The sequence below is a fragment of the Aeromonas sp. 130281 genome, assembly GCF_056642115.1.
In genome coordinates this window covers 596,170-616,361 of the sequence record NZ_JBWVQS010000001.1, presented here as the reverse complement: position 1 = coordinate 616,361, position 20,192 = coordinate 596,170, and the positions used below count along the sequence as shown (strand labels likewise).

Genomic DNA, 20,192 nt, shown 5'->3' with positions numbered 1-20,192 from the left:
CCGCCGGCACAACGCTTGAGTACTCACGCAACTCCATGAAAAGGGCCGTCGGAAAGCGACTAAATGTGAGTGAAAACACTTTCACAGTTCGCAAAAAAAGCGAAGATGGGTTGAAAACAGCCCCAACAGAGCAGAGGTAGATATGTTGCTAGAACCCGTAGACACAGCCAAAGCACGGCAACTATTGAATCAGAGTATGGCCTTGGTGCTCGCAGGGGGACGCGGTAGTCGCCTGAAGCAGTTGACCGACAATCGCGCCAAGCCTGCCGTCCATTTCGGCGGCAAGTTCCGCATCATCGATTTCGTGCTTTCCAACTGCATCAACTCCGGCATTCGCCGGGTGGGTGTGGTCACCCAGTACAAGTCCCACAGCCTGCTGCGCCACCTGCAATCCGGCTGGTCCTTCCTGCGCTATCAGATGAACGAGTTCATCGATCTGCTGCCTGCCCAGCAGCGGGTGGACGAGGTGCACTGGTATCGCGGAACCGCCGATGCCATCTACCAGAACGTCGACATCATTCGTGACTACGGCCCCAAATACATAGTGGTGCTGGCGGGGGATCACATCTACAAGATGGACTACGCCGCCATGCTGCTGGATCACGTGCGCCTCGGCGCCAAGGTGACGGTGGCCTGCATCGAGGTGCCGCGCGCGGAGGCGTCCGCCTTCGGGGTCATGGACATCGACGAGCAGCGCAAGATCCGCGCCTTCGTGGAGAAGCCGGCCAACCCGCCCGCCATGCCGGGCAATGACCAGGTCTCCCTGGCCTCCATGGGGATCTACATCTTCGATGCGGAATACCTCTATCAGCTGCTGGAGGAGGACATCCACAACCAGGAGTCCAAGCACGACTTCGGCATGGACGTGATCCCGCGCATCGTGGGAGAGGGCAAGGCCTTTGCGCACCCCTTCACCATCTCCTGCGTCGGGGCCAAGGAGGGACAAAAGCCCTACTGGCGCGACGTGGGGACCCTGGACTCCTTCTGGGAGGCGAACATGGATCTCGCCTCCGTGGTGCCCGAGCTCGACATCTATGACGAGAACTGGCCCATCTGGACCAGCCAGAACATGTCGCCCCCCGCCAAGTTCGTGCAGGACAGAAACGGCCAGCACGGCATGACCATCAACTCCATGTTCGCGGGCGGCTCCATCGTCAGCGGCTCCTTCGTGCTGAACTCGGTGCTCTTCACCAATGTGCGGGTGCACTCCTTCTGCACCCTGGATCAGGCGGTGATCTTCCCCGGGGTCGAAGTGGGGGCGGGCTGCCGCCTGCGCCGGGTGGTAGTGGACAAGGGCTGCAAGCTGCCCGATGGCCTGGTGGTGGGGGAGAACGCGGACGAGGATGCCCGTCGCTTCTACCGCTCCGAGCAGGGCATAGTGCTGGTGACCAAGGAGATGCTGGCCAAGCTCGCCTGATGAGATCGAGACCAACAAAAAGGGAGCCGTAGCGGCTCCCTTTTTCATGCGGTCATCGCCGACTTATTCGCTGACGATGGCCTTGCCAGCCATCACCATGGCGGTGCCGTGCTTGCCACCGGCGGCGGTCACCTGGGGGACGCCGTCTTCGTCGGTGTCACCACCGGCGCCGTCGATGACGTTCTCGCCGGAGTCACCCACCCACTCGGCCATCTGCATGCCGCCGTTGACGGTGCCACGGAACCAGCTGACGTACTGGCCGGTCAGCTTGGCCAGCTCCAGCTCGGGCGCCTTCTCGGCCCCTTCGTTGCGCAGGTTCAGCATGGCAGAGCGCAGGGCGCCGGAGATGGCGGCCTGGGTCCAGGGGGTGTATTCACCCTGCTTGCCCGCCAGCCAGGTGCCCGCCTTGGCATTGAAGTAGGCCTTGTCGGTGGCGATGAAGAGATCCCGTGCGGCAGTGCGGTACTTGGCATCCGAGGTGGCCAGGAAGGCGGCGGTCAGGCCACGGATGGCGGCAAATTGCGCCTCCATGGATTGACCGGCGTCCAGCGCTCCGCCCAGGGTCAGGCCGTCGTGGACCAGGCCGTTCTTGCCCACCAGCTTGCCGAGGATGAAGTCAGCCTGCTTGCGTACCAGCTCGAGCGCCTGTTGACCCTGCTTGGTCTTGAGGTTCAGCTCGCCATTGTCACCGGCAGCGTAACCGACCGGCAGGGCATCCTGGGCGCGCTGGAAGATCTGCAGGGCGACCAGGGCGTAGGCTGCGTCGAAGGTGGTGACGTGAGTGCCTTGCTTGCCCCCTTGCCAGCTGTCCACCAGGGTACCGGCCTTGGGCTCGAAGTGCAGGGCGGTCAGGTTCTTGAAGGTCAGGTTGGAGAGATTCAGCGCCAGGGAGAAGGCATCGCTGCCCGCCACCGCCTTGCCCAGATCATTGGCCTTGTTGGCGGCCGGGGCCGCGGCAAACGGGGCGCCGTCAAACACGGCGTGGAAGGCCGGGTTCTGGTTGGTGTTGGCCGTGCGCTGATCGCTGAAGGCGTAGAACTCGGAGAGCGGCCACAACAGCATCCAGGCGTCGCGCAGCTGGGCGGAGCCATCCACCACCTCCAGCTTGCCGATGGCGCCGACCTCATTCTTGCTGGTCTCGGTCACTTTCACCTGATGGGGGAAGTAGACGACCCCCTTGGCCGGATCGTACTGGGGGCTGATCTTGGCGCCGAGCTGCTTGCCGTCGAAGCCGAGCTGGTTCTGCATGATGGCCAGCTTGTCGATGGACTGTTCGGTCAGCATCATGCCGTTGAAACCGTCGGCGGCGGAGACGCCGAGCTTGTGCTTGCCATCCTGATCCATGGTGGCGGACGCGGCTTCCACCTCTTCATCGCTCTCGGCCACGTGCATGCCGCCGAGGAAGTCCTGGGACCACATCACTTCCTTGAGCAGGATGCCGCCCACGGCCGCCGGCACCAGCAGGTTGTCACTGCCGCTCCAGCGCAGGGTGGCGTAGTCGCGGAAGTAGGCCGGCACTTGGGTCTTGACCGATTTTTCCGTGCCCTTGGCGGTCTTGATGGTGAGCTGATCACCGTTGACCGGGGCGGCGTTCACCGCCTGGGCGAACTCCGGATTGGCGGAGGCGTAGGGCAGGGAGAGGGGATACATGCCCTGGGGCACTTCATCGGCCGGGAAGCCGACGGCGTCGGCCATGGCCAGCACCCGCTTGCCAAGGTCGGCCAGGGTGCCGCCACGGGCCAGGTTCTGCGGCCCGTTCACCAGGTGCGGGCCCATGCCGGACTGGTAGTTGAGGGCGTACATCGCCTCTTCGGAATACTCGTAGGATTCGATGCCGGCGGCGAAGTCGAAGGGGGTCGGCTCATCGGCGCGGTTGGCGTCCAGCACGTCCAGATCCAGCCCCAGGGCCTCGGCCAGCGGCTCGCCGGAGAGTTCGAATTCGGTATAGGCCAGCATGCTGGCGGCGGTGTTGAAGGTCTTGTCTTCCACCTTGACGGCAGCGTGCGCGGCGCTGCTGAGCAGTGCACAGGCGATCGCCTGCACCAGTACGGTCTTTCTCATGTCCTTTTCACCCATATGTTTGATTTTATTATGACGCTTCTCATGAATCTAAATGAGAATGGTGTGCATTATGAGGCAAGGGAAGGAACTTTAGAAGCGAAAAACCGCGCCCCGGGTCCCGGGAATAGGGGGGCGCGGCGGCAGGGGTTACATCAGCTTGAAGGGGATCACCAGGCGACCCGGTTCCACCTTGAGGGCCTCGACCTTCTCCTTGATACGCGCCTCGTTCTTGCGGTTGCCATCGAGCCGATAGACGGGGGTCTGGGAGAGGAAGAGGGAGAGGGACTGGTTGAAGGTGGGCAGCAGCGGGGTGAGGGCGGCGCCCACGTCGGCCGGCTCTGTCTTGACCGAGATGAGTTCGAGGTCACGCAGGTAGATGGCGCCCTGCTCCGCCACATAGTCCGGGCGGGCGCTGAGGGAGAGGCGGATCTTCATCTGCTGGCTGCCAAGGGGGCTCGCGACCTGCAGATCGCCGGCGGCATCCAGCTCGACCCTGTCGGTCTGGTTGCGACCGATGCGACTCTCCATGTCGTCCAGGCGGATCTTGCTCGACATGATGCCGGGGATCCCCAGCTGTTTCTCGAAGGCGACTCGCTCCTTGAGGTACTGGTTGATCTCGCCCTCGCTGACGCTGTACTGGGTGAGGGAGCAGGCCGCCAGCAGCAGGGCGAAGGGGAGCAGAAGCAGGTGCTTTAACATGGGAAGGTTCCATCAAATGGGTGGCAACAACGGATGGCGCCATCTTAGGGGCAAAGCGGGTCGGCCGCCAGTGGGGGCTCCCTCGTCCCGTTTCTGTCGCATCCCCCATATGGGGATGGCAATTCGTGTTCATTCGAGTAGCGTTGTCATCCCCTGCGCCAGCAGGCCCGCCACGGCGCCATGGCACCAATATCCACAGAAAAGCCCCTGTTTTATCGACTCAAAATCCCATTGACCCCGTGATTTCAAAGCGAGTATTTTACCGCCGCACAAAGTCAAACTGATAATCATTATCATTTTGAATCTTCTTTGAGGGTGTAACGTGAATACTCGAGTAATGGAAAATGGCGCACCTGCCGAGGCGAAGATGTCGCCTGATTTCTTGTTTACCTCGGGTCAGGGCGCGATCAGTGCCACTGATCTGGGGCAACCCATCACCACCCCCGCCTGTGAATGGCCTTTGCTAGAACAGCAGATTGCCGACGCGCTGGCTGCTGCCAGGGCCGCCGGCCAGGCCAATCCCTTGCTGATCGGCGCCTTCGCCTTCGACCCGGCGGAAGCCTCCTGTCTCTATGTGCCCGGCCGCTATGAGCGGGGCGATCGTCCTGTCCCGTTGGCACAGGCGGCAGAGCAGGCCGCCGAGACCAACAGTGTCATCTCGGTGCAGAGCACCCCGGCGTCTGGCGAATTCCAGGCCTCGGTGAGTGCTGCGCTGGATGCGTTCGCCCAAGGCAAGCTCGCCAAGGTGGTGCTGTCACGCAAGCTCACCCTTACCCTGCATCAGCCCGCCGACCCTAAGCGGGTGCTGGCCCGTCTGATGGCCCAGAATCCCCACGCCTTCCACTTCTCCCTGCCGCTCGGTCAGGGCCGCCGCCTGCTCGGCGCCAGCCCGGAGCTGCTGCTGCGGGTCAGCGGGGGAGAGGTGTTCACCCACCCGCTGGCGGGCTCCGCCAGACGGGCGAGCGAACCGGCGCAGGACGAGGCGGTGGCCCGGGAGCTGCTGGCTTCTCGCAAGGATCAGCATGAACACAAGTTGGTGATCGACGAGATCCGCCGGGTGCTGACGCCTCACTGCCGCGAGCTGGCGATCCCCTCCCACCCCTCCCTGATGAGCACGGACACCCTCTGGCATCTGGGCACCCCCATAGCGGGCCGGCTGCACGGCAGCGATGCTTCAGTGTTGTCGCTTGCCTGCCAGCTCCATCCCACCCCGGCCCTGTGCGGTTATCCCACGGATCTGGCTCGCAAGTTTATCCGCGAGCAGGAACCTTTCCGGCGTGCCCTGTTCAGCGGCATCGTCGGCTGGTGCGACAGCCAGGGCAACGGCGAGTGGGCCGTGGTGATCCGCTGCGGGGTGCTCGATGGCCACCAGGTGGAGCTGTTCGCCGGCGCCGGCATAGTCGCAGGCTCGGATCCCGCCATGGAGTGGGCCGAGACCGGCACCAAGCTGGGGACCATGTTAAAAGCCCTGGGCCTGGATTTGGAGGTGGCGCAATGAGCCAGCTTCAATACCTGGGCTGGCCGAGCGGGCAGCCGAATCTGAAAGCCCTTGGCCTGAGTCCGGAGGTGGCGCCATGACTGAGCCCAACCGCTTCCTGCCCTATACCCGCTGGCCCGAAGAGCTGGCCCAGCAGTACCGCGCCAAGGGTTACTGGCGCGGCGAGCCCCTGACCGCCATGCTGGCGCGCCAGTGCGAGCTGGCCCCCGATGCCGACGCCATCCTCTGCGGCGAGCGCCGCTTCAGCTATGGCGAGCTGGACGCCGCTTCGAGCCGGCTGGCCGCAAATCTGGCCCGCCACGGCCTGGGGGTGGGGGATACCGCTCTGGTGCAGCTCCCCAACGTGGCCGAGTTCTATCTGGTGTTCTTCGCCCTGCTCAAGGCCGGTATCGCGCCGGTCAATGCGCTCTTTAGCCACAACCGGCTGGAGCTGGTGTCTTACGCAGAGCAGATAAAACCCCGCCTCTTTATCGGCTCGCTGGCTCATCCGCTGTTTGCGACCAAGGGTCGCGAGAGCGAGCTGCTGACGACCATAGGCGCCGAACTGGTGCTGCTGGATGGCGACGCAGGGGAGCTGGGGCTGACCCGCTGGCTGGCGAAGCAGGGTGAGAGTGAGCCGGTGACATGTGCCCCGACCCCGGCAGACGAGGTGGCCTTCTTCCAGCTCTCCGGCGGCAGCACAGGCACTCCCAAACTCATCCCCCGCACCCACGATGACTATCTCTACAGCGTGCGCCGCAGCAATGAAATCTGTGAATTGGGGCCCCATACCCGCTATCTGTGCGCCCTGCCGGCGCCCCACAACTTCCCCCTGAGCTCCCCCGGGGCGCTCGGGGTGTTCGAGGCGGGTGGCGCCGTGGTGCTGGCGCCGGATCCCAGCCCCATCAGCTGTTTCCCGCTGATCGCCCGCCACCAGGTCAACCTCACCTCGCTGGTGCCGCCGGCGGTCTCACTCTGGCTGCAGGCCGCGGAAGCTGACTCCGCTGCGCGCACTCGGCTCGAGAGCCTCGACTTGCTGCAAGTGGGCGGTGCCAAGCTGGGGGAGGCGGTGGCCAGCAAGATAGGGCCGCTGCTCGGCTGCCGGCTGCAGCAGGTGTTCGGCATGGCGGAGGGGCTGGTCAACTACACCCGGCTGGACGACCCCGACGAGAAGGTCATTCACACCCAGGGCCGCCCCATGAGCCCGGACGACGAGGTGCGCATCCTCGATGAGGCGGGCAACCCGGTCGCCCCCGGCGAGCCTGGCGCCCTGCACACCCGCGGCCCCTATACCTTCCGCGGTTACTACCAGAGCCCGGCCCACAACGCCCGGGTGTTCGATAGCGAGGGTTTCTACTGCTCCGGCGATCTGGTGGTACAGGATGCCGATGGCTACCTCACCGTGGTCGGGCGACAGAAGGATCAGATCAACAGAGGCGGCGAGAAGATCGCGGCGGAGGAGGTGGAAAACCAGCTGCTGCACCACCCGGCCATCACCCATGCGGCCCTGGTCTCCATGCCCGACAGCGCCATGGGGGAGAAGAGCTGCGCCTTTATCGTCACCACAGAGCCGGGTCTCAAGGCGCTGGCCTTGCGCAAGTTTCTGCGCGAGCGCGGGGTGGCGGACTTCAAGCTGCCCGACCGTTTCGAAACCCTGGACGCCCTGCCCATGACGGCGGTGGGCAAAATTGACAAGCAGGGACTGCGGGCGCGCATTGCGCACGCCATCGCCGCCAACCAGTCCCTGACAACAGCATAAAACTAAAAAGGAATCATGACGTTATGGCTATCCCAACCCTGAACAACTACGCCATGCCCAGCCAGTGGAAGGCCAACAAGGTCGACTGGTCTCTGGATCCCAAACGCGCCGCCCTGCTGATCCACGACATGCAGGAGTACTTCACCGCCTTCTATGGCAAAAACAGCCCGCTGATTGCGGAGCTCACCGAGCGCCTGGCCGCCGTGCGCAAGCAGTGCAAGGCCCTCGGCATCCCGGTCTTCTACACCGCCCAGCCCAAGGATCAATCCCCCGAAGATCGCGCCCTGCTCAACGACATGTGGGGCCCGGGGCTCAACAAGAGCCCCGAGCTGCAGCAGGTGGTCGCGGCGCTGCGCCCGGAGCGGGACGACACCGTGCTGGTCAAGTGGCGCTACAGCGCCTTCCAGCGCTCCGAGCTGGAGCAGATGCTTGAAAGTCAGGGGCGGGATCAGCTGATCATCGGCGGCATCTACGGCCATATCGGCTGCATGATGACCGCCTGCGACGCCTTCATGCGCGACATCCAGCCCTTCTTCCTGGCGGACGGGGTGGCAGACTTCTCCCTGGCCGATCACCAGATGGCGCTCGACTACGTGGCGACCCGCTGCGGCAAGGTGATCCCCTGCGAGGAGGTGCTGGCCCTTGCCCTGGCCTCCGCTTCTGCCGCCCAGAGCAATCCGTTGTCCACCAATCCGCTGCTGACCAATCCGTTGCTGACGTATGAGGGGCTCAAGGCGCGGCTGCTGAGTCATATCGACGAGGACGAAGGGGAGTTTGACCCCGACGAGAACCTCATCGACTACGGCCTGGATTCGGTGCGGATCATGGCCCTGCTCACCGAGTGGCGCGCCGCCGGGGTGGAGCTCGGCTTCGTGGATCTCGCCAAGCTGCCGACCCTCAACGGTTGGTGGCGCCTCATCGAGGCCAAACTGGCAGCCCAGGCCCTGGAGGTGACCCCATGAACCGCTTCCCCTTGACCATCCCCCAGCAGGGGCTCTGGTCCGGACATCTGCTTAATGACGACAAGGCGATGTTCAACACCGCCGAGTGCATCGCCTTCGACGGCAAGGTCGAGGCGGCCGTGCTGGTGGCCGCCCTCGCCAAGGCGGTGGGGGAGTGCGAGGCGCTCAAGGGCCACTTCGAAGACGATAAGGAGGCGGTCTGCTTCGTCTCGCACGAGCTGCCCCTGGCCTATGAAGAGGTCTCCCTCGAGCGCGACGACGAGACCCTGGCCCGCGCCTGGGCCTGGGCCGATCTGCGCCGCCCGTTCGAGCTGACCCAAGAGGCGCCCTGCCGCTTCGCCCTGCTGCGCGGCCCCGGCCGCGATTACCTCTACAGTTGCGTGCACCACATCGCCCTCGACGGCTTTGGCACCACCCTGCTGTTCCAGCGCATCGCCGAGCTGTATGCAGAGGGACTGGCCGGTGAGATGGGCTCCCCATCCCCCTTCGGCTCTCTGGCTGAGGTGCTGGCAGAAGAGGCGAGCCGCGAGCAGAGCGGCAAGAACGCCGCCGCCCGCGCCTTCTGGCAGGAGCAGCTGCAAGGCTGGCCCGAGGTGAAGTCCTTTGGCGAGACCCGCGCACCGATTGCCGCCGAATTTATCCGCGAGAGCCGTCCGCTGCCGGCGGCGCTCTGGCAATCCCTGACCGGCTTTGCCGACGAGCACAAGCTGGGCTGGCCCGATCTGCTGCTGGCCGGTCTCTCTGCCCAGCTGTCGCTGTCGAGCGGCCAGGATAAGACCCTGCTCGGCCTGATGATGATGAACCGCATCGGCTCGGCGTCGCTGACCGTGCCCTGCATGCAGATGAACATCACCCCCCTTGCTCTGGAGCTCGAAGAGGGGCTGGATCTGGCGGGGGCCGCCGGCGCCGTAGCCAAGGCCAAGCGCGGGGTGCGCAAGCATCAGCACTACCGCTACGAGCTGCTGCGCCGCGACCTTGGTCTGGTGGGGGGAGACAAACGCCTGTTCGGCCCCCTGGTCAACATCATGCCGTTTGATCACGCTCGCCGCTTCGGGCCGCTATCTGCCCATATTCTCAACATCAGCGCCGGCCCGGTGGAGGATCTCACCATCGAGGTGCAGGTCGGCGTCGATGGCCAGCCACGCCTGGATCTGGACGCCAACCCCGACTGCTACCAGCAGGCCGATCTGGCGGCCATCGCCGATACCCTGTTTGCCCTGCTGGAACGCTGGCTGGCCGAGCCCGCCCAGACCCTGGGAGCGCTCAAGGCCGACTGGCTGGCCGAGCAGCGAGCCAGCGCCCTGATCGCCGGCCCCGCCCATGAAGCTCTCCAGGTGCGGCCTGTGCTGGAGGCGCTCTGCCACTTCGCCGCCCAGACCCCGGACAAGATTGCCTTGATTCAGAGCACGGCGCAGGGAGAGGTCCGCTTCAGCTACGAGGCGCTGCTGGCCAGAGCCGAACAGATGGCGGCCGCCCTGCAGGCCGCAGGCGTCGTCCCCGGCGACAAGGTGGGGGTCATGCTGGCCCGCACCCCCCAGGCCATCTTCGCCCAGCTGGCGGTGCTGCTGGCCGGCGCCGTCTATGTGCCCCTCGACCCCGAGCAGCCGCTGGAGCGCCAGGGCCATATTCTGCGGCTGGGGGAGGTCAAGACCCTGATCACCCAGGCCGAGTACCGTCACAAGCTGGCCAGCCTGTTTGAGGGGCGCACGCTGCTGGCGGGGGATCTGGTGAGCGATGATCGGCTCAACCAGCCGGCCGCCGGCCGTGCCGTCGCCTACCTGATGTTCACCTCGGGCTCGACCGGCCTGCCCAAGGGGGTGGCGGTGAGCCACGGCGCGCTGGATCACTTCGCCGCCGCCGCCCGCTGCCGTTATCACCTGGATGAAGAGGCGCGGATGCTGCAATTCGCCCCCTTCAACTTCGACGCCAGCATCGAGGAGGTGTTCGCTACCTTGAGCGCCGGCGCCACCCTGGTACTGCGTACCGACGCCCTGCTCGAATCCATGCCCGCCTTTGCGGCCGGGGTGGAGCAGATGGGGATCACCCACCTCGACCTGCCCACCGCCTTCTGGAACGAGTGGGTGGTGGCGCTGACGGCGGGTCAGGCCCATATTCCTGCCAATCTGGCTACCGTCATCATCGGCGGCGAGGCGGTCTACCCCGAGCAGCTGGCCCAGTGGCAGCGTCAGGGCCGCTCCGATGTGTGCCTCTTCAACACCTACGGTCCCACCGAAACGACCGTGGTGGTGACCACCCAGGAGCTGCAACAGGAAGACCCGAGCCAGGCCCAGTTGCCCATCGGCCTGCCGCTGCCCGGCATGCAGGCGCTCATTCTGGGGGCGGGGGAGCAACCTGCCGAGGAAGGAGAGTTGGTGCTGCTCGGCCCACAACTGGCCAATGGTTACGTGGGCGGTGTGCAAGGGAGCTTTGGCACCCTGCGGGTTGGCGCGGAGCTGATGCCCGTCTATCGCACCGGCGATCGGGTGTGCTTAGTGGCCGGCCGGCTGGTCTACCTCGGCCGGCGCGACAACGAGTTCAAGATAAGTGGCTATCGCATCCAGCCCGGTGAGGTGGAGGCCCAGCTGCTGGCCCTGCCGGGGGTGGACGAGGCGTGCGTGCAGGGGGTGAGCATCGGCAGCGTGCGCCGGCTGGTGGCCTTCGTGGCGGGGCCGGAGCGCGACAGCCGGGTCATCAAGGCGCAGCTCGCCAGGGTGCTGCCCGCCGCCATGATCCCCACCGACTATCGCCACTATGACCAGTTGCCCCGCACCGGCTCCAACAAGCTGGATCGCAAGGCCCTGCTGGCCGCCTACCAGGCGGGCGGCGAAGCCCTGACCCTGGGCAGCGAGACCGAGAACCGGGTCGGCGCCATATGGCAGCAGATCTTGGGGCTCGCCACCATGGCGCCTGCCGACAACTTCTTCGAACTGGGAGGCCAGTCCCTGCAGACCATCCAGATCGTCAACCGGCTTGGCGCCGAGTTCGGGGTGCAGGTGAAGGTTTCCGATGTGTTCGATCACCCGCGCCTGGATGACTTTTGCCGTTTCCTCGACGGCCTGCTTGCCGAGGACGAAGAGAGCGTGGAGATGGTGTGGTGATGGATAAGGAGCAACAAGCAATGGCCTTTGATTTCACTGGCAAGCGGGTCTGGGTGACCGGGGCCGGGCGCGGTATCGGCCGCGAGGTGGCGACGCAGTTCGTGGCGGCCGGCGCAATCGTGGTGGGGCTGGATCTGGCATTTCCCGAAGCAGACTACCCCTATGCCACCCGGCTGCTCGATATTGGCGATTCGAAGGCGGTCAACGCCTGCTGCGCAGCGCTGCTGGCGGACGGCGGGCTCGATGTGCTGGTCAACGGGGCCGGGGTGCTGCGCCTCGGCCCCACCGACGCCCTGAGCGATGACGACTGGCACGACTGCATGACGGTCAACGCCAGCGGCGTCTTCTATCTGCTGCGGGCCCTGGTGCCCCACTTCAAGGAGCAGCAGCGCGGCGCCATCGTCACCATCGGCTCCAACGCCGCCCATGTGCCGCGCATGCAGATGGCGGCCTATTGCGCCTCCAAGGCGGCGGTCACCAGCCTGACCCAGACGGTGGGGCTGGAGCTGGCCCCCTTCGGCGTGCGCGCCAACCTGGTGTCGCCGGGCTCGACGGATACCCCCATGCTGCGTGGCATGCTGCCAAGCGAGGAGGCCATGGCCCGCACCATTGCCGGGTTGCCGGAGCAGTTCAAGCTCGGCATCCCCCTGCGCAAGGTAGCCACCCCGGCGGAGATCGCCCATACCGTCCTCTTCCTGGCCTCGGATCTGGCCAGCCACATCACGCTGCAGGATCTGGTCGTCGACGGCGGCGCCACCCTGAGTGCCTGAGGCTTGAGAAACAGATGAACAATATGATTTTGCTGTTGAAACAGCTGGAACGGCAGGGGGTCAAGCTCGCTCTGAACGAGAAAGGCCAGCTTATCTCCCAGTCGAGCAAGGAGGCGGTGACGCCGTCCATCGGCGCCACCATCAAGGCCCACAAGGATGAGCTGGTGCGCTGCCTGGCGGCCCGCGCCGCCTTCGAAGAACCTATCGCCGCCGAGGGCGCCCGGCAGGGGCCGCTCTCCTCGTCCCAGAGCGGGCTCTGGTTTATCGAGCAGTACGAGGAGGCCTCCCACCTCTACAACATGCCGGTCTATTTTCGCGTCAAGGGAGAGCTGGACACGGCGGCGCTGGAGTTTGCCTTCGACCATCTGTTTGCCCGCCACCCCAGCATGCGTACCCGCTTTATCAAGGACGAGGCGGGCAGGGGGGCGCAGGAGATCCTGCCCCACACGCCCTTCAAGTTGCAGATTGAGGACGTGAGCGCAGAGCCCATTGCCGAGCGTGAGGCCTATGTGGCCCGCCGGGTGCGGGAAGAGATCGGCCGCCCCTTCTCCCTGACCCAGGGGGATCTGAGCCGGGTGCACCTTATTCGGCTGGGCAGCCGCGAGCACGTGCTGCTGATCACCCAGCACCACATCATCTCCGACGGCTGGTCGGTCAAGAACATGTTCGCGGATCTCAAGCGCGCCTTTCTTGCCCATCAGAACCGCGAACCCCTGCAGGTGAGCGAGCTACCGCTCACCTACATCGACTATGCCCGCTGGTTCAACTCGGACCGCTTTCTCGATTATCACGCCGAGTTCAAGCCGTTCTGGGTCGACCGGCTCGGGGGCAGCCCCGAGGTGCACGGCCTGCCGCTCGACAAGCCGCGCCCGGCCCATCAGGACAGTGGCGGCGAGCTGGTCTTCTCCACCATAGACAACGAGTTGTGGGAGAGCTTCAAGCGCCTCTGCCAGCGCCACAGCACCTCCAACTTCATCGGCCTGCACGCCCTGTTTGCCCTGCTGATGGTGCGCCAGAGCGGCGAGAAGGAGGTGGTGATCGGCACCCCGCTCGCCTATCGCGAGCGTCACGAGATCGAGTCGCTGGTGGGCTTTTTCGTCAACACCCTGGTGCTGAGAACCCAGCTGGAAGGGCGGCCCAGCTTTGTCGACTATCTGCAGCAGTGCCGGGAGGAGGATCTGGCGGCCTTCGATCACCAGCTCTACCGCTTCGAGGCGCTGGCCGAGGCCATCGGTGCCGATCGCACCACCGCCATCAACCCCATCTTCCAGATCATGCTGGTCTATCAGGCCAAGGTGGACTTCAACGATCTCATCCCCGGCTGCCAGCTGGTGGAGGAGACCTCGCCTGTGCTGCCGGCCAAGACCGACATCTCGGTCAAGGTGACCGAGCTGATGGACTCCGTCAGGGTGGACTGGCTGTTTGCCACCGCATTGTTCGAGCGAGAGACCATCCAGGCTCTTGCCGATCGCCTGCTGCACCTGATGCGCGCCGTGGTGGCGGCCCCCGAGACCGACATCTGGCAGTTGCCGCTGGAGGCGGGCACCGACCAGGCAGCGCTGGCCGCAGAGCTGGCCGACCTGCCGCCGGATTACCCGAGCCGCGACACCCTGCTCTGTCATATCGAGCGGCGCACTATTCAGTTGCCGGACGCGCTGGCGGTGAGCGACGGCGCGCAATCGTTGACCTATGGCGAGCTGGAGGTGCGTGCCAACCGGCTGGCCCACTGGCTGGTGGCCCAGGGCGTCACCCCGGGCGCCGCCATCGGCATCCAGGCCAGACGCGATGTCGCCTTCGTGGTTGCCCTGCTCGCCTGCTGGAAGGCGGGGGCGGCCTATGTGCCGCTGGACCCTGCCTATCCCGCCGAGCGGCTGGCCCATATCCTGAGCGACGCCAGTATTGCGCTGGTGCTCGGGGGAGAGCCGGATGCCCGGCTTGCCGAGGCCATCAAGGGCACAGATGCCGGTTACCACAACCTGCACCAGCTTGCGCTGGACAAGATGCCAACCAGCGCCCCCGCACTGCCTCGGGATGCCGCCATGCTGGCCCAGATCATCTACACCTCCGGCAGTACCGGCCTGCCCAAGGGGGTCATGGTGGAGCAGGGCAGCCTGGTCAACCTGATGGCGGATCACGGCGATCGCATCGCCCTTGATCAGAATGGTGCCATGTTCAACTGCATGTCCCTCTCGTTTGATGCGGGCAACATGACCAGCTTGCTGCCCCTGTACTGCGGCGCGGCCCTGCACTTCGGCGAGCCGGGGGAGGGGGTGATCAGTGCCGCGATCGCGCGGGGTGCCAGCCATATGATTTTGCCGACCGCCCTGCTCGCGAACCTGCTGCCAGCGGCGGATCTCGGCTCCCTCAAGGCCATCGGCTTTGGTGGTGAAGCCTGCCCGAGCAGCCTGGTGGAGCGCTGGGGGGAGCGGGTGGCACTGTTCAACATGTACGGCCCGACCGAGTGCACCGTCACCGCGCTCTGCGCGCGGCTCACCCCGGGGGCGCCCATCACCATAGGCCGCCCCGTCAACAACCTGAAGGCGCTGATCCTGGACGAGGCGGGCAACCTCTGCCCGGTGGGGGTGCCCGGCGAGCTCTGCCTGGCGGGGCTGGGGCTGGCTCGCGGCTACCTCAATCTGCCGGAGCGCACCCAGGAGGCCTTTATCGAGCTGGCGCTGGCTGATCGTTCCCATCGTCTCTATCGCACCGGCGATCGGGCCCTTAGGCGCCGCGATGGCAACATCCAGTATCTGGGCCGGATAGACGAGCAGATCAAGCTGCGCGGCTATCGCATCGAGCCGGGGGAGATAGAGACCCAGATTGCCTCGCTGTGCCCGGCGATGCGCCAGATCAAGGTGGTGGTGCAGGAGGGTCGCCTGCTGGCTTACGCCTGTCTGCAGGCCGGGGCAAGCGAGCCCGACGGCGATGCCCTGCTGCAGCGGGCCGGCGAGTGCCTGCCCGAATACATGGTGCCGGCGCGCCTCTGTTGGCTGCCCGAGATGCCACTCACCCCCAACGGCAAGCTGGACCTGCGCCGTCTGCCCGCCATCGTCTGGCAGCAGAGCAAGGGCGAGCCGCAAAACGAACTGGAGCAGACCGTGCTTGCCATCTGGCAAGGGGTGCTCAAGCAGCCCCTCGGGGTGGAGGATGACTTCTTCCGCTTAGGCGGTGACTCCATCCTCAGCATCCAGCTCACCACCAGGCTGCGGGATGCGGGGCTGCACTGCAGCGTGAAGGACGTGTTCGAAGCCAAGACGGTGCGCCGCCTCTGCCGCCAGCTCGGCCAGCAGCAGGCGGTCAGCCACAGGAGCGAGCAGGGCAGCCTGACCGGCGAGTTCCCGCTCCACCCCATCCAGCACTGGTTCTTCGAGCAGGGCTTTGCCAAGTCCGGTCACTGGAACCAGGGGGTGATACTGCGCCTGCCAGCCGGGGTGGACGATGAGGCCCTGCGCGGCTGGCTCAATGCCTTGCGCCAGCACCACGATGCCCTGCGCCTGGCGGTGACCCCGACCGGCCAGCGCTACCTGGCCGAGCTGCCATTGCCGCCGCTGCCGACCCTGGACGCTGCCAATCTCGATGAGGCCGAGCTGCAGGCCCGCCTGAGCGAACAGCAAGGGGAGCTCGATCCCGCCAGTGGTCACACCCTGGCCTGGGCCCGCCTGCGCAATTTGACGGTGGACGGGGAGACGGTGGAGGGGCTCTTCCTCGCCTTCCATCATCTGGTGATCGATGCGGTCTCCTGGCGCATTCTGGCCGAGGATCTGGCTCGGGTGAGCAGGGGCGAGCCCCTGCCCGCCAAGGGCAGCAGCTATCGCCAGTGGGGCGAGGGGCTGGCGGCCTACGCCAAACGGGAAGAGGAGCAGATGGGCTTCTGGCTGGCTCAGGGGGAGGGCTGCGAGTCAGGCTTGCTCTCGGCGCAACGTGCCGCCGATGGTCGCGCCGCCGCCAGCCTGCTGCAACTGAGTCAGGAGACCACGGCCCGCCTCATCGACACCGCCAACCAGGCCTACTTCACCCGGGTGCCCGACCTGCTGCTGGCGGCACTGACCCGTACCCTGAGCGAGCAGGGTTACGGCAGCCGTCACTGCGTGATGCTGGAAGGGCACGGCCGTGAGGCCATCGATGCCGAACTCGACGTGAGCCGTACCCTGGGCTGGTTCACCAGCACCTATCCGCTGGCGCTGGAGGATGCCGGGGCCTGGGATGGGCTGGTCTGCGCCACCAAGGAGCGGCTGCGCGCCGTGCCGGACAAGGGGGTGGGCTTCAACGCCCTGCGCCTGCACCATCCCCGTGGGCAGGAGTTACCGCAAGCCCTTGTCGTCTTCAACTACCTGGGAGTCAGCCATCAGGGGGAGGCCGCTCAGCCCTGGCAGCCCCTGCCCGTGGCGCCGGGGGCTCCCTCTTCGCCGGACAACCTGCCGCGCGAGCTCATCAGCCTGCACGGGGGCGTGTTTGATGGCCGCCTCACCCTGCGTCAGGTCGGCGCTCTCAACCAGCAAGGGAGCGACGCCCTGATGGCGCGGCTGGCGGACAACCTGACGGCGCTGGTGGAGCACTGCTGCGCCCAGGCGGCCCCGCGCCACACCCCGAGCGACTTCCCGGGGCTGGGACTCTCCCAAGCTGCGCTGGACCAGGTGCTGGCCGGGCGCGAGGTGGAGACCCTGCTGCCCATGACCTCGCTTCAGCAGAGCATGTTCCATCACAGGGCGCTGGTGCCCGGTGACACGGCCTATCACCTGCAGACCGAGATCGACTATCACCAGCCGCTGGACGTGGCGGTCTACCGTCAGGCCTGGCAGGGGCAGATCGCCCGCTGGCCGGCCCTTCGCAGCGAACTGGTGCTGGCGGACGGAGTCGCGCTGCAGCGCATCATGAAGCGCGCCGAGCTGCCGTTCCACTATGAGGACTTGTCCGAGGTGGAAAATGCAGAGGCACGGATCCAGGCCTATCGCCAGCAGGATCTGGTCCGCCCGATCCCGCTCGAGCAGGCGCCCCTGCTGCGCCTTGCCTGCTTCAAACTGGCCCCCGATCACCACAAGGTTGTCTTCAGCGCCCATCACGGCGTGCTGGATGGCTGGAGCGGCCCCGTGTTGCTGGGGGCGCTGCATAGCAGCTATCAGGCTTTGATGAACGGCCTGTTGCCGCAAGCCGAGCCGGATACCGCCTGGCTCGAATTTGGCCGCCATATCGCGAGCCAGACCCGCAGCGCCGACGCCTACTGGCAGGGGCGTGGCGAGCTGCTGGCCAGGCCCAACGACCTGTCCGCCCTGTTCGGGGTGGCGCTGGATCCCCAGCTGACCCGGCGCCATACCCAGCAGCGGCCTGCGGTGTGTGGCCAGCCCCTGGCACCGGCGCTGTCGCGCCAGCTGGAGAGCCGTGCCCGCGATCTTGGCGTGACAGCGGGCTTGCTGGCCCAATATGCCTGGCATCGCCTGCTGGCACGCCGCTCTGGCGATGCCGTCACCCTGGTGGGGAACGTGACCCCTGGCCGGGACTACCCCATCGAGGGGATCACCCAGAGTGTCGGCCTCTACATCAACAGCCTGCCCCTGGCGCTGGAGTGGCGCACCGAGCTGAGCCTGGCCGAGCATATCGCCCGGTTGCAGACCGACCTGATGGCGCTCAACGAGCACGGCACCCAGTCGCTGGCGGCGCTGACGAAAGGGCGGGCGCGTCTGTTCCAGAGCCTGTTCGTGTTCGAGAACTACCCCATGCCGGCGGCCCCTGCCGCCCCCGAGTCCCACCAGCTGGTGCCGCACTTTGGCTCCGTGGTGGAGAAGGTGGAGCTGCCGCTCTCCCTGGTGGTCAATGCCCGTGGCGGCCAGCTCAACCTGCGCCTCGAGTTCGACGGGGATCAGATCCCCATGGCGAAGGCCGAGGCCGTGCTGGCCGACTGGATCAGAGAGCTGGAATGGCTGGCGCAGGCGAGTCTGGCGCAATCGGCCAGACCCGAGGCGCCGACTCTGACGACAGAGGTGGCCGCGCGCGCCGCAGGGGCTGCGCCCTGCCCGGCTGACATCCCTGTGGCGGCCCGTTCCCTGGTGGAGCTGTGGCAGCGTCATGGCGGCGTGCCAGGGGGCTGGCAGCAGAGCCTGCAGGATCTTGGGGTGGACTCGGTGCAGCAGCTCGCCCTGCTGGCGGCCCTCAATGAGGCCTTTGCCGATGGGCGGGCCCCCCTCACCCTGGGGGATCTCAAGAGATATGGCTCCCCCAGCCGGCTGTTCAACCATTGGCTGGTGCGCCAGCCCGAGGAGGTGCTATGACGATGGCGATAGGCTCAGGCAAGGGGGCGGGCGCCGGGGCCAGGGAGCACTCCCTCGGCTCTCGGCTGGCGGCTTGCCTCGCCGCCACCCCGCTGGCCCCCGCCATCCGTATGGGCGTGGGCATGAGTGTGGAAATGGCAGAGACCCGGGATGGTGCAACCGCAGGGCAGTGGCTCAGCTACGGGGCGCTCAATGGGCGGGTCGAGCACGTCGCCGCCCGCCTGCAGGGGCTGGCGGTGGGAGAGCGGGTCGGCCTCTATCTCTCCCGCAACCCGGATCTGGTGGCCAGCCTGCTGGCCTGCCTGCGGCTCGGCCTCTGCTTCGTGCCGCTCGAACCTGACTTTCCCCTGGCGCGGCTGCAGGGGATAGCCCGCCAGGCCAGGCTCTCGGCGGTGATCTGCGATGAGGAGGCGGGGACCCCGGATTTCGGTTGCCCCCTGCGCCCCCTCAAGGGGCCGGCCCCTGGCGGGGCTCTCTCCTGGCCCAGGGTGGACGACGCCCTGGCGGCCTACATGATGTTCACCTCGGGCTCCACCGGCGAGCCCAAGGGGGTGGTCATCAGCCGCCGGGCCCTGCTCTGTTTCCTCGACGGGATCCGCGAGCGGCTAGGACTCTCCCCGAGTTGCCACTGGCTCTTTATCACCACCCCGGCCTTCGACATCTCCTTGCTGGAGATGCTGGGGCCGCTCTGGGGCGGTGGCAGGCTGACGGTGGCGGGGGGCGAGCACAACAAGGATCCCCTGGGGATGCTGGCGCTGCTGGCGGCAGATCCTTCCATCAACGTCCTGCAGGCCACTCCGGCCTGCTGGCGCATGCTGCTCAAGGCCGGCTGGCAGGGGGGCGATACCCTCACCGCCCTGTGCGGCGGCGAGGCGCTGGATATGGGGCTGGCCGAGCAGCTTTGCGCTCGCACCCGGCGGTTGTGGAACTGCTACGGGCCCACCGAGGCCACCGTCTGGTCCCTGGTGAGCGAGGTGCGCTGGCCACCGGCAGGGGGGCAGATCACCATAGGCCACAGCCTGCCCGGCTATCGCCACTGGGTGCTGGACGAGACGGGGCGGCAGGTGCAGGAAGGGGAGGTCGGTGAGCTCTGCATCGAGAGCCCGGCCCTGTGCGAGGGGTACTGGCGCAAGCCCGCCCTGACGGCGACCGCCTTCCTGCGCCTGGGGAGCCATCGCCTCTATCGCACCGGCGACAGGGTGCGACTGCTTGGGGCGGACAGCTTCCTCTATCTGGGGCGGCGGGACGATCAAGTCAAGCTGCGGGGCTTTCGCATCGAACTCGGGGAGGTGGAGGCGGGGCTGCGCCGTCAACCCGGGGTGCAGGAGGCGGCGGTGCGCCTGGTGGGCGAGGGGGACGAGGCCATGCTGGTGGGCTATGTGGAGGCGAAAAGCGGGGTGACCCTCCATCGCCTGGCCCTGCGCAAGGGGCTGCAGGCCACGCTCCCTCACTACATGGTGCCGGCGCGACTTATCCTGCTGGATGCCCTGCCCAAGACCGGCAGCGGCAAGCTCGATAGAAAGGCGCTGCCCCTGCCGGAATGATGAAAGGGCTGCAGGTCAGCAACCTGCCTCACTACATGGGTCAGGCGCGCATCCTCTTGCTCTATGCCCTGTCCAAGACCGGCAGCGGCAAACTGGACAGAAAGGCGCTGCCTCTGCCGGAGTAGCATTGCCCGTTGCTCGC

The 20,192-nt window shown here is 66.3% G+C and carries 10 protein-coding genes and 1 pseudogene; 9 read left to right on the top strand and 2 right to left on the bottom strand.

Features of this window, described 5'->3' with window-relative positions:
• The first annotated feature begins 142 nt into the window (after positions 1 to 142).
• A complete protein-coding gene (glgC, locus tag AC1IN8_RS02685) occupies positions 143 to 1,417 on the top strand; it encodes a glucose-1-phosphate adenylyltransferase (RefSeq protein ID WP_025326674.1) in 1,275 nt (424 codons plus the stop codon).
• Between the two features lie 63 nt (positions 1,418 to 1,480).
• On the opposite strand, the gene AC1IN8_RS02680 is transcribed toward glgC, so the two are convergent.
• Both AC1IN8_RS02680 and AC1IN8_RS02675 read right to left on the bottom strand, forming a co-directional pair.
• On the bottom strand, positions 1,481 to 3,478 hold the full coding sequence (locus tag AC1IN8_RS02680) for a hypothetical protein (protein WP_479757952.1): 1,998 nt from the start codon (positions 3,476 to 3,478) through the stop codon (positions 1,481 to 1,483).
• A 147-nt stretch (positions 3,479 to 3,625) separates the two neighbouring features.
• Entirely contained in the window at positions 3,626 to 4,177 is a 552-nt protein-coding gene (locus AC1IN8_RS02675) for a lipoprotein (RefSeq protein ID WP_319913825.1), read from the bottom strand.
• Between the two features lie 322 nt (positions 4,178 to 4,499).
• Between AC1IN8_RS02675 and AC1IN8_RS02670 the strand changes: the two genes are divergently transcribed.
• From AC1IN8_RS02670 to AC1IN8_RS02635, 8 genes and pseudogenes are all read left to right on the top strand, one after another.
• Entirely contained in the window at positions 4,500 to 5,675 is a 1,176-nt protein-coding gene (locus tag AC1IN8_RS02670; protein WP_479757951.1) for an isochorismate synthase, read from the top strand.
• Positions 5,676 to 5,751: 76 nt separating this feature from the next.
• The gene (locus AC1IN8_RS02665) at positions 5,752 to 7,413 is read left to right on the top strand and encodes a (2,3-dihydroxybenzoyl)adenylate synthase (protein WP_479757950.1); all 1,662 of its coding nucleotides are present in this window, start codon (positions 5,752 to 5,754) and stop codon (positions 7,411 to 7,413) included.
• A gap of 23 nt (positions 7,414 to 7,436) precedes the next feature.
• Positions 7,437 to 8,375: an amonabactin biosynthesis bifunctional protein AmoB gene (amoB, locus tag AC1IN8_RS02660; RefSeq protein ID WP_479757949.1), complete on the top strand. Its 939-nt coding sequence runs from the start codon at positions 7,437 to 7,439 to the stop codon at positions 8,373 to 8,375.
• The gene (gene amoF / locus AC1IN8_RS02655; RefSeq protein ID WP_479757948.1) at positions 8,372 to 11,473 is read left to right on the top strand and encodes an amonabactin biosynthesis non-ribosomal peptide synthetase AmoF; all 3,102 of its coding nucleotides are present in this window, start codon (positions 8,372 to 8,374) and stop codon (positions 11,471 to 11,473) included. Before amoB ends, amoF begins: the two co-directional genes overlap by 4 nt.
• Before the next feature lie 20 nt (positions 11,474 to 11,493).
• On the top strand, positions 11,494 to 12,243 hold the full coding sequence (gene amoA / locus AC1IN8_RS02650; protein ID WP_479757947.1) for an amonabactin biosynthesis protein AmoA: 750 nt from the start codon (positions 11,494 to 11,496) through the stop codon (positions 12,241 to 12,243).
• A 14-nt stretch (positions 12,244 to 12,257) separates the two neighbouring features.
• The gene (gene amoG / locus AC1IN8_RS02645; RefSeq protein ID WP_479757946.1) at positions 12,258 to 18,506 is read left to right on the top strand and encodes an amonabactin biosynthesis non-ribosomal peptide synthetase AmoG; all 6,249 of its coding nucleotides are present in this window, start codon (positions 12,258 to 12,260) and stop codon (positions 18,504 to 18,506) included.
• Positions 18,503 to 20,050, top strand: coding sequence for an amino acid adenylation domain-containing protein (locus tag AC1IN8_RS02640; RefSeq protein WP_479757945.1), 1,548 nt, complete (start codon positions 18,503 to 18,505; stop codon positions 20,048 to 20,050). The genes amoG and AC1IN8_RS02640 overlap by 4 nt, the downstream gene beginning before the upstream one ends.
• Positions 20,047 to 20,175: pseudogene (locus AC1IN8_RS02635) on the top strand (hypothetical protein); the annotation flags it as partial. The gene AC1IN8_RS02640 and the pseudogene AC1IN8_RS02635, both read left to right, overlap by 4 nt.
• Between the last annotated feature and the right edge of the window lie 17 nt (positions 20,176 to 20,192).

Coding starts and splice junctions, on each gene's coding strand:
- glgC (WP_025326674.1), top strand. CDS start 143: ATGTTGCTAGAACCCGTAGACACAGCCAAAGCACGGCAACTATTGAAT.
- AC1IN8_RS02680 (WP_479757952.1), bottom strand. CDS start 3,478: ATGAGAAAGACCGTACTGGTGCAGGCGATCGCCTGTGCACTGCTCAGC.
- AC1IN8_RS02675 (WP_319913825.1), bottom strand. CDS start 4,177: ATGTTAAAGCACCTGCTTCTGCTCCCCTTCGCCCTGCTGCTGGCGGCC.
- AC1IN8_RS02665 (WP_479757950.1), top strand. CDS start 5,752: ATGACTGAGCCCAACCGCTTCCTGCCCTATACCCGCTGGCCCGAAGAG.
- amoB (WP_479757949.1), top strand. CDS start 7,437: ATGGCTATCCCAACCCTGAACAACTACGCCATGCCCAGCCAGTGGAAG.
- amoF (WP_479757948.1), top strand. CDS start 8,372: ATGAACCGCTTCCCCTTGACCATCCCCCAGCAGGGGCTCTGGTCCGGA.
- amoA (WP_479757947.1), top strand. CDS start 11,494: ATGGCCTTTGATTTCACTGGCAAGCGGGTCTGGGTGACCGGGGCCGGG.
- amoG (WP_479757946.1), top strand. CDS start 12,258: ATGAACAATATGATTTTGCTGTTGAAACAGCTGGAACGGCAGGGGGTC.
- AC1IN8_RS02640 (WP_479757945.1), top strand. CDS start 18,503: ATGACGATGGCGATAGGCTCAGGCAAGGGGGCGGGCGCCGGGGCCAGG.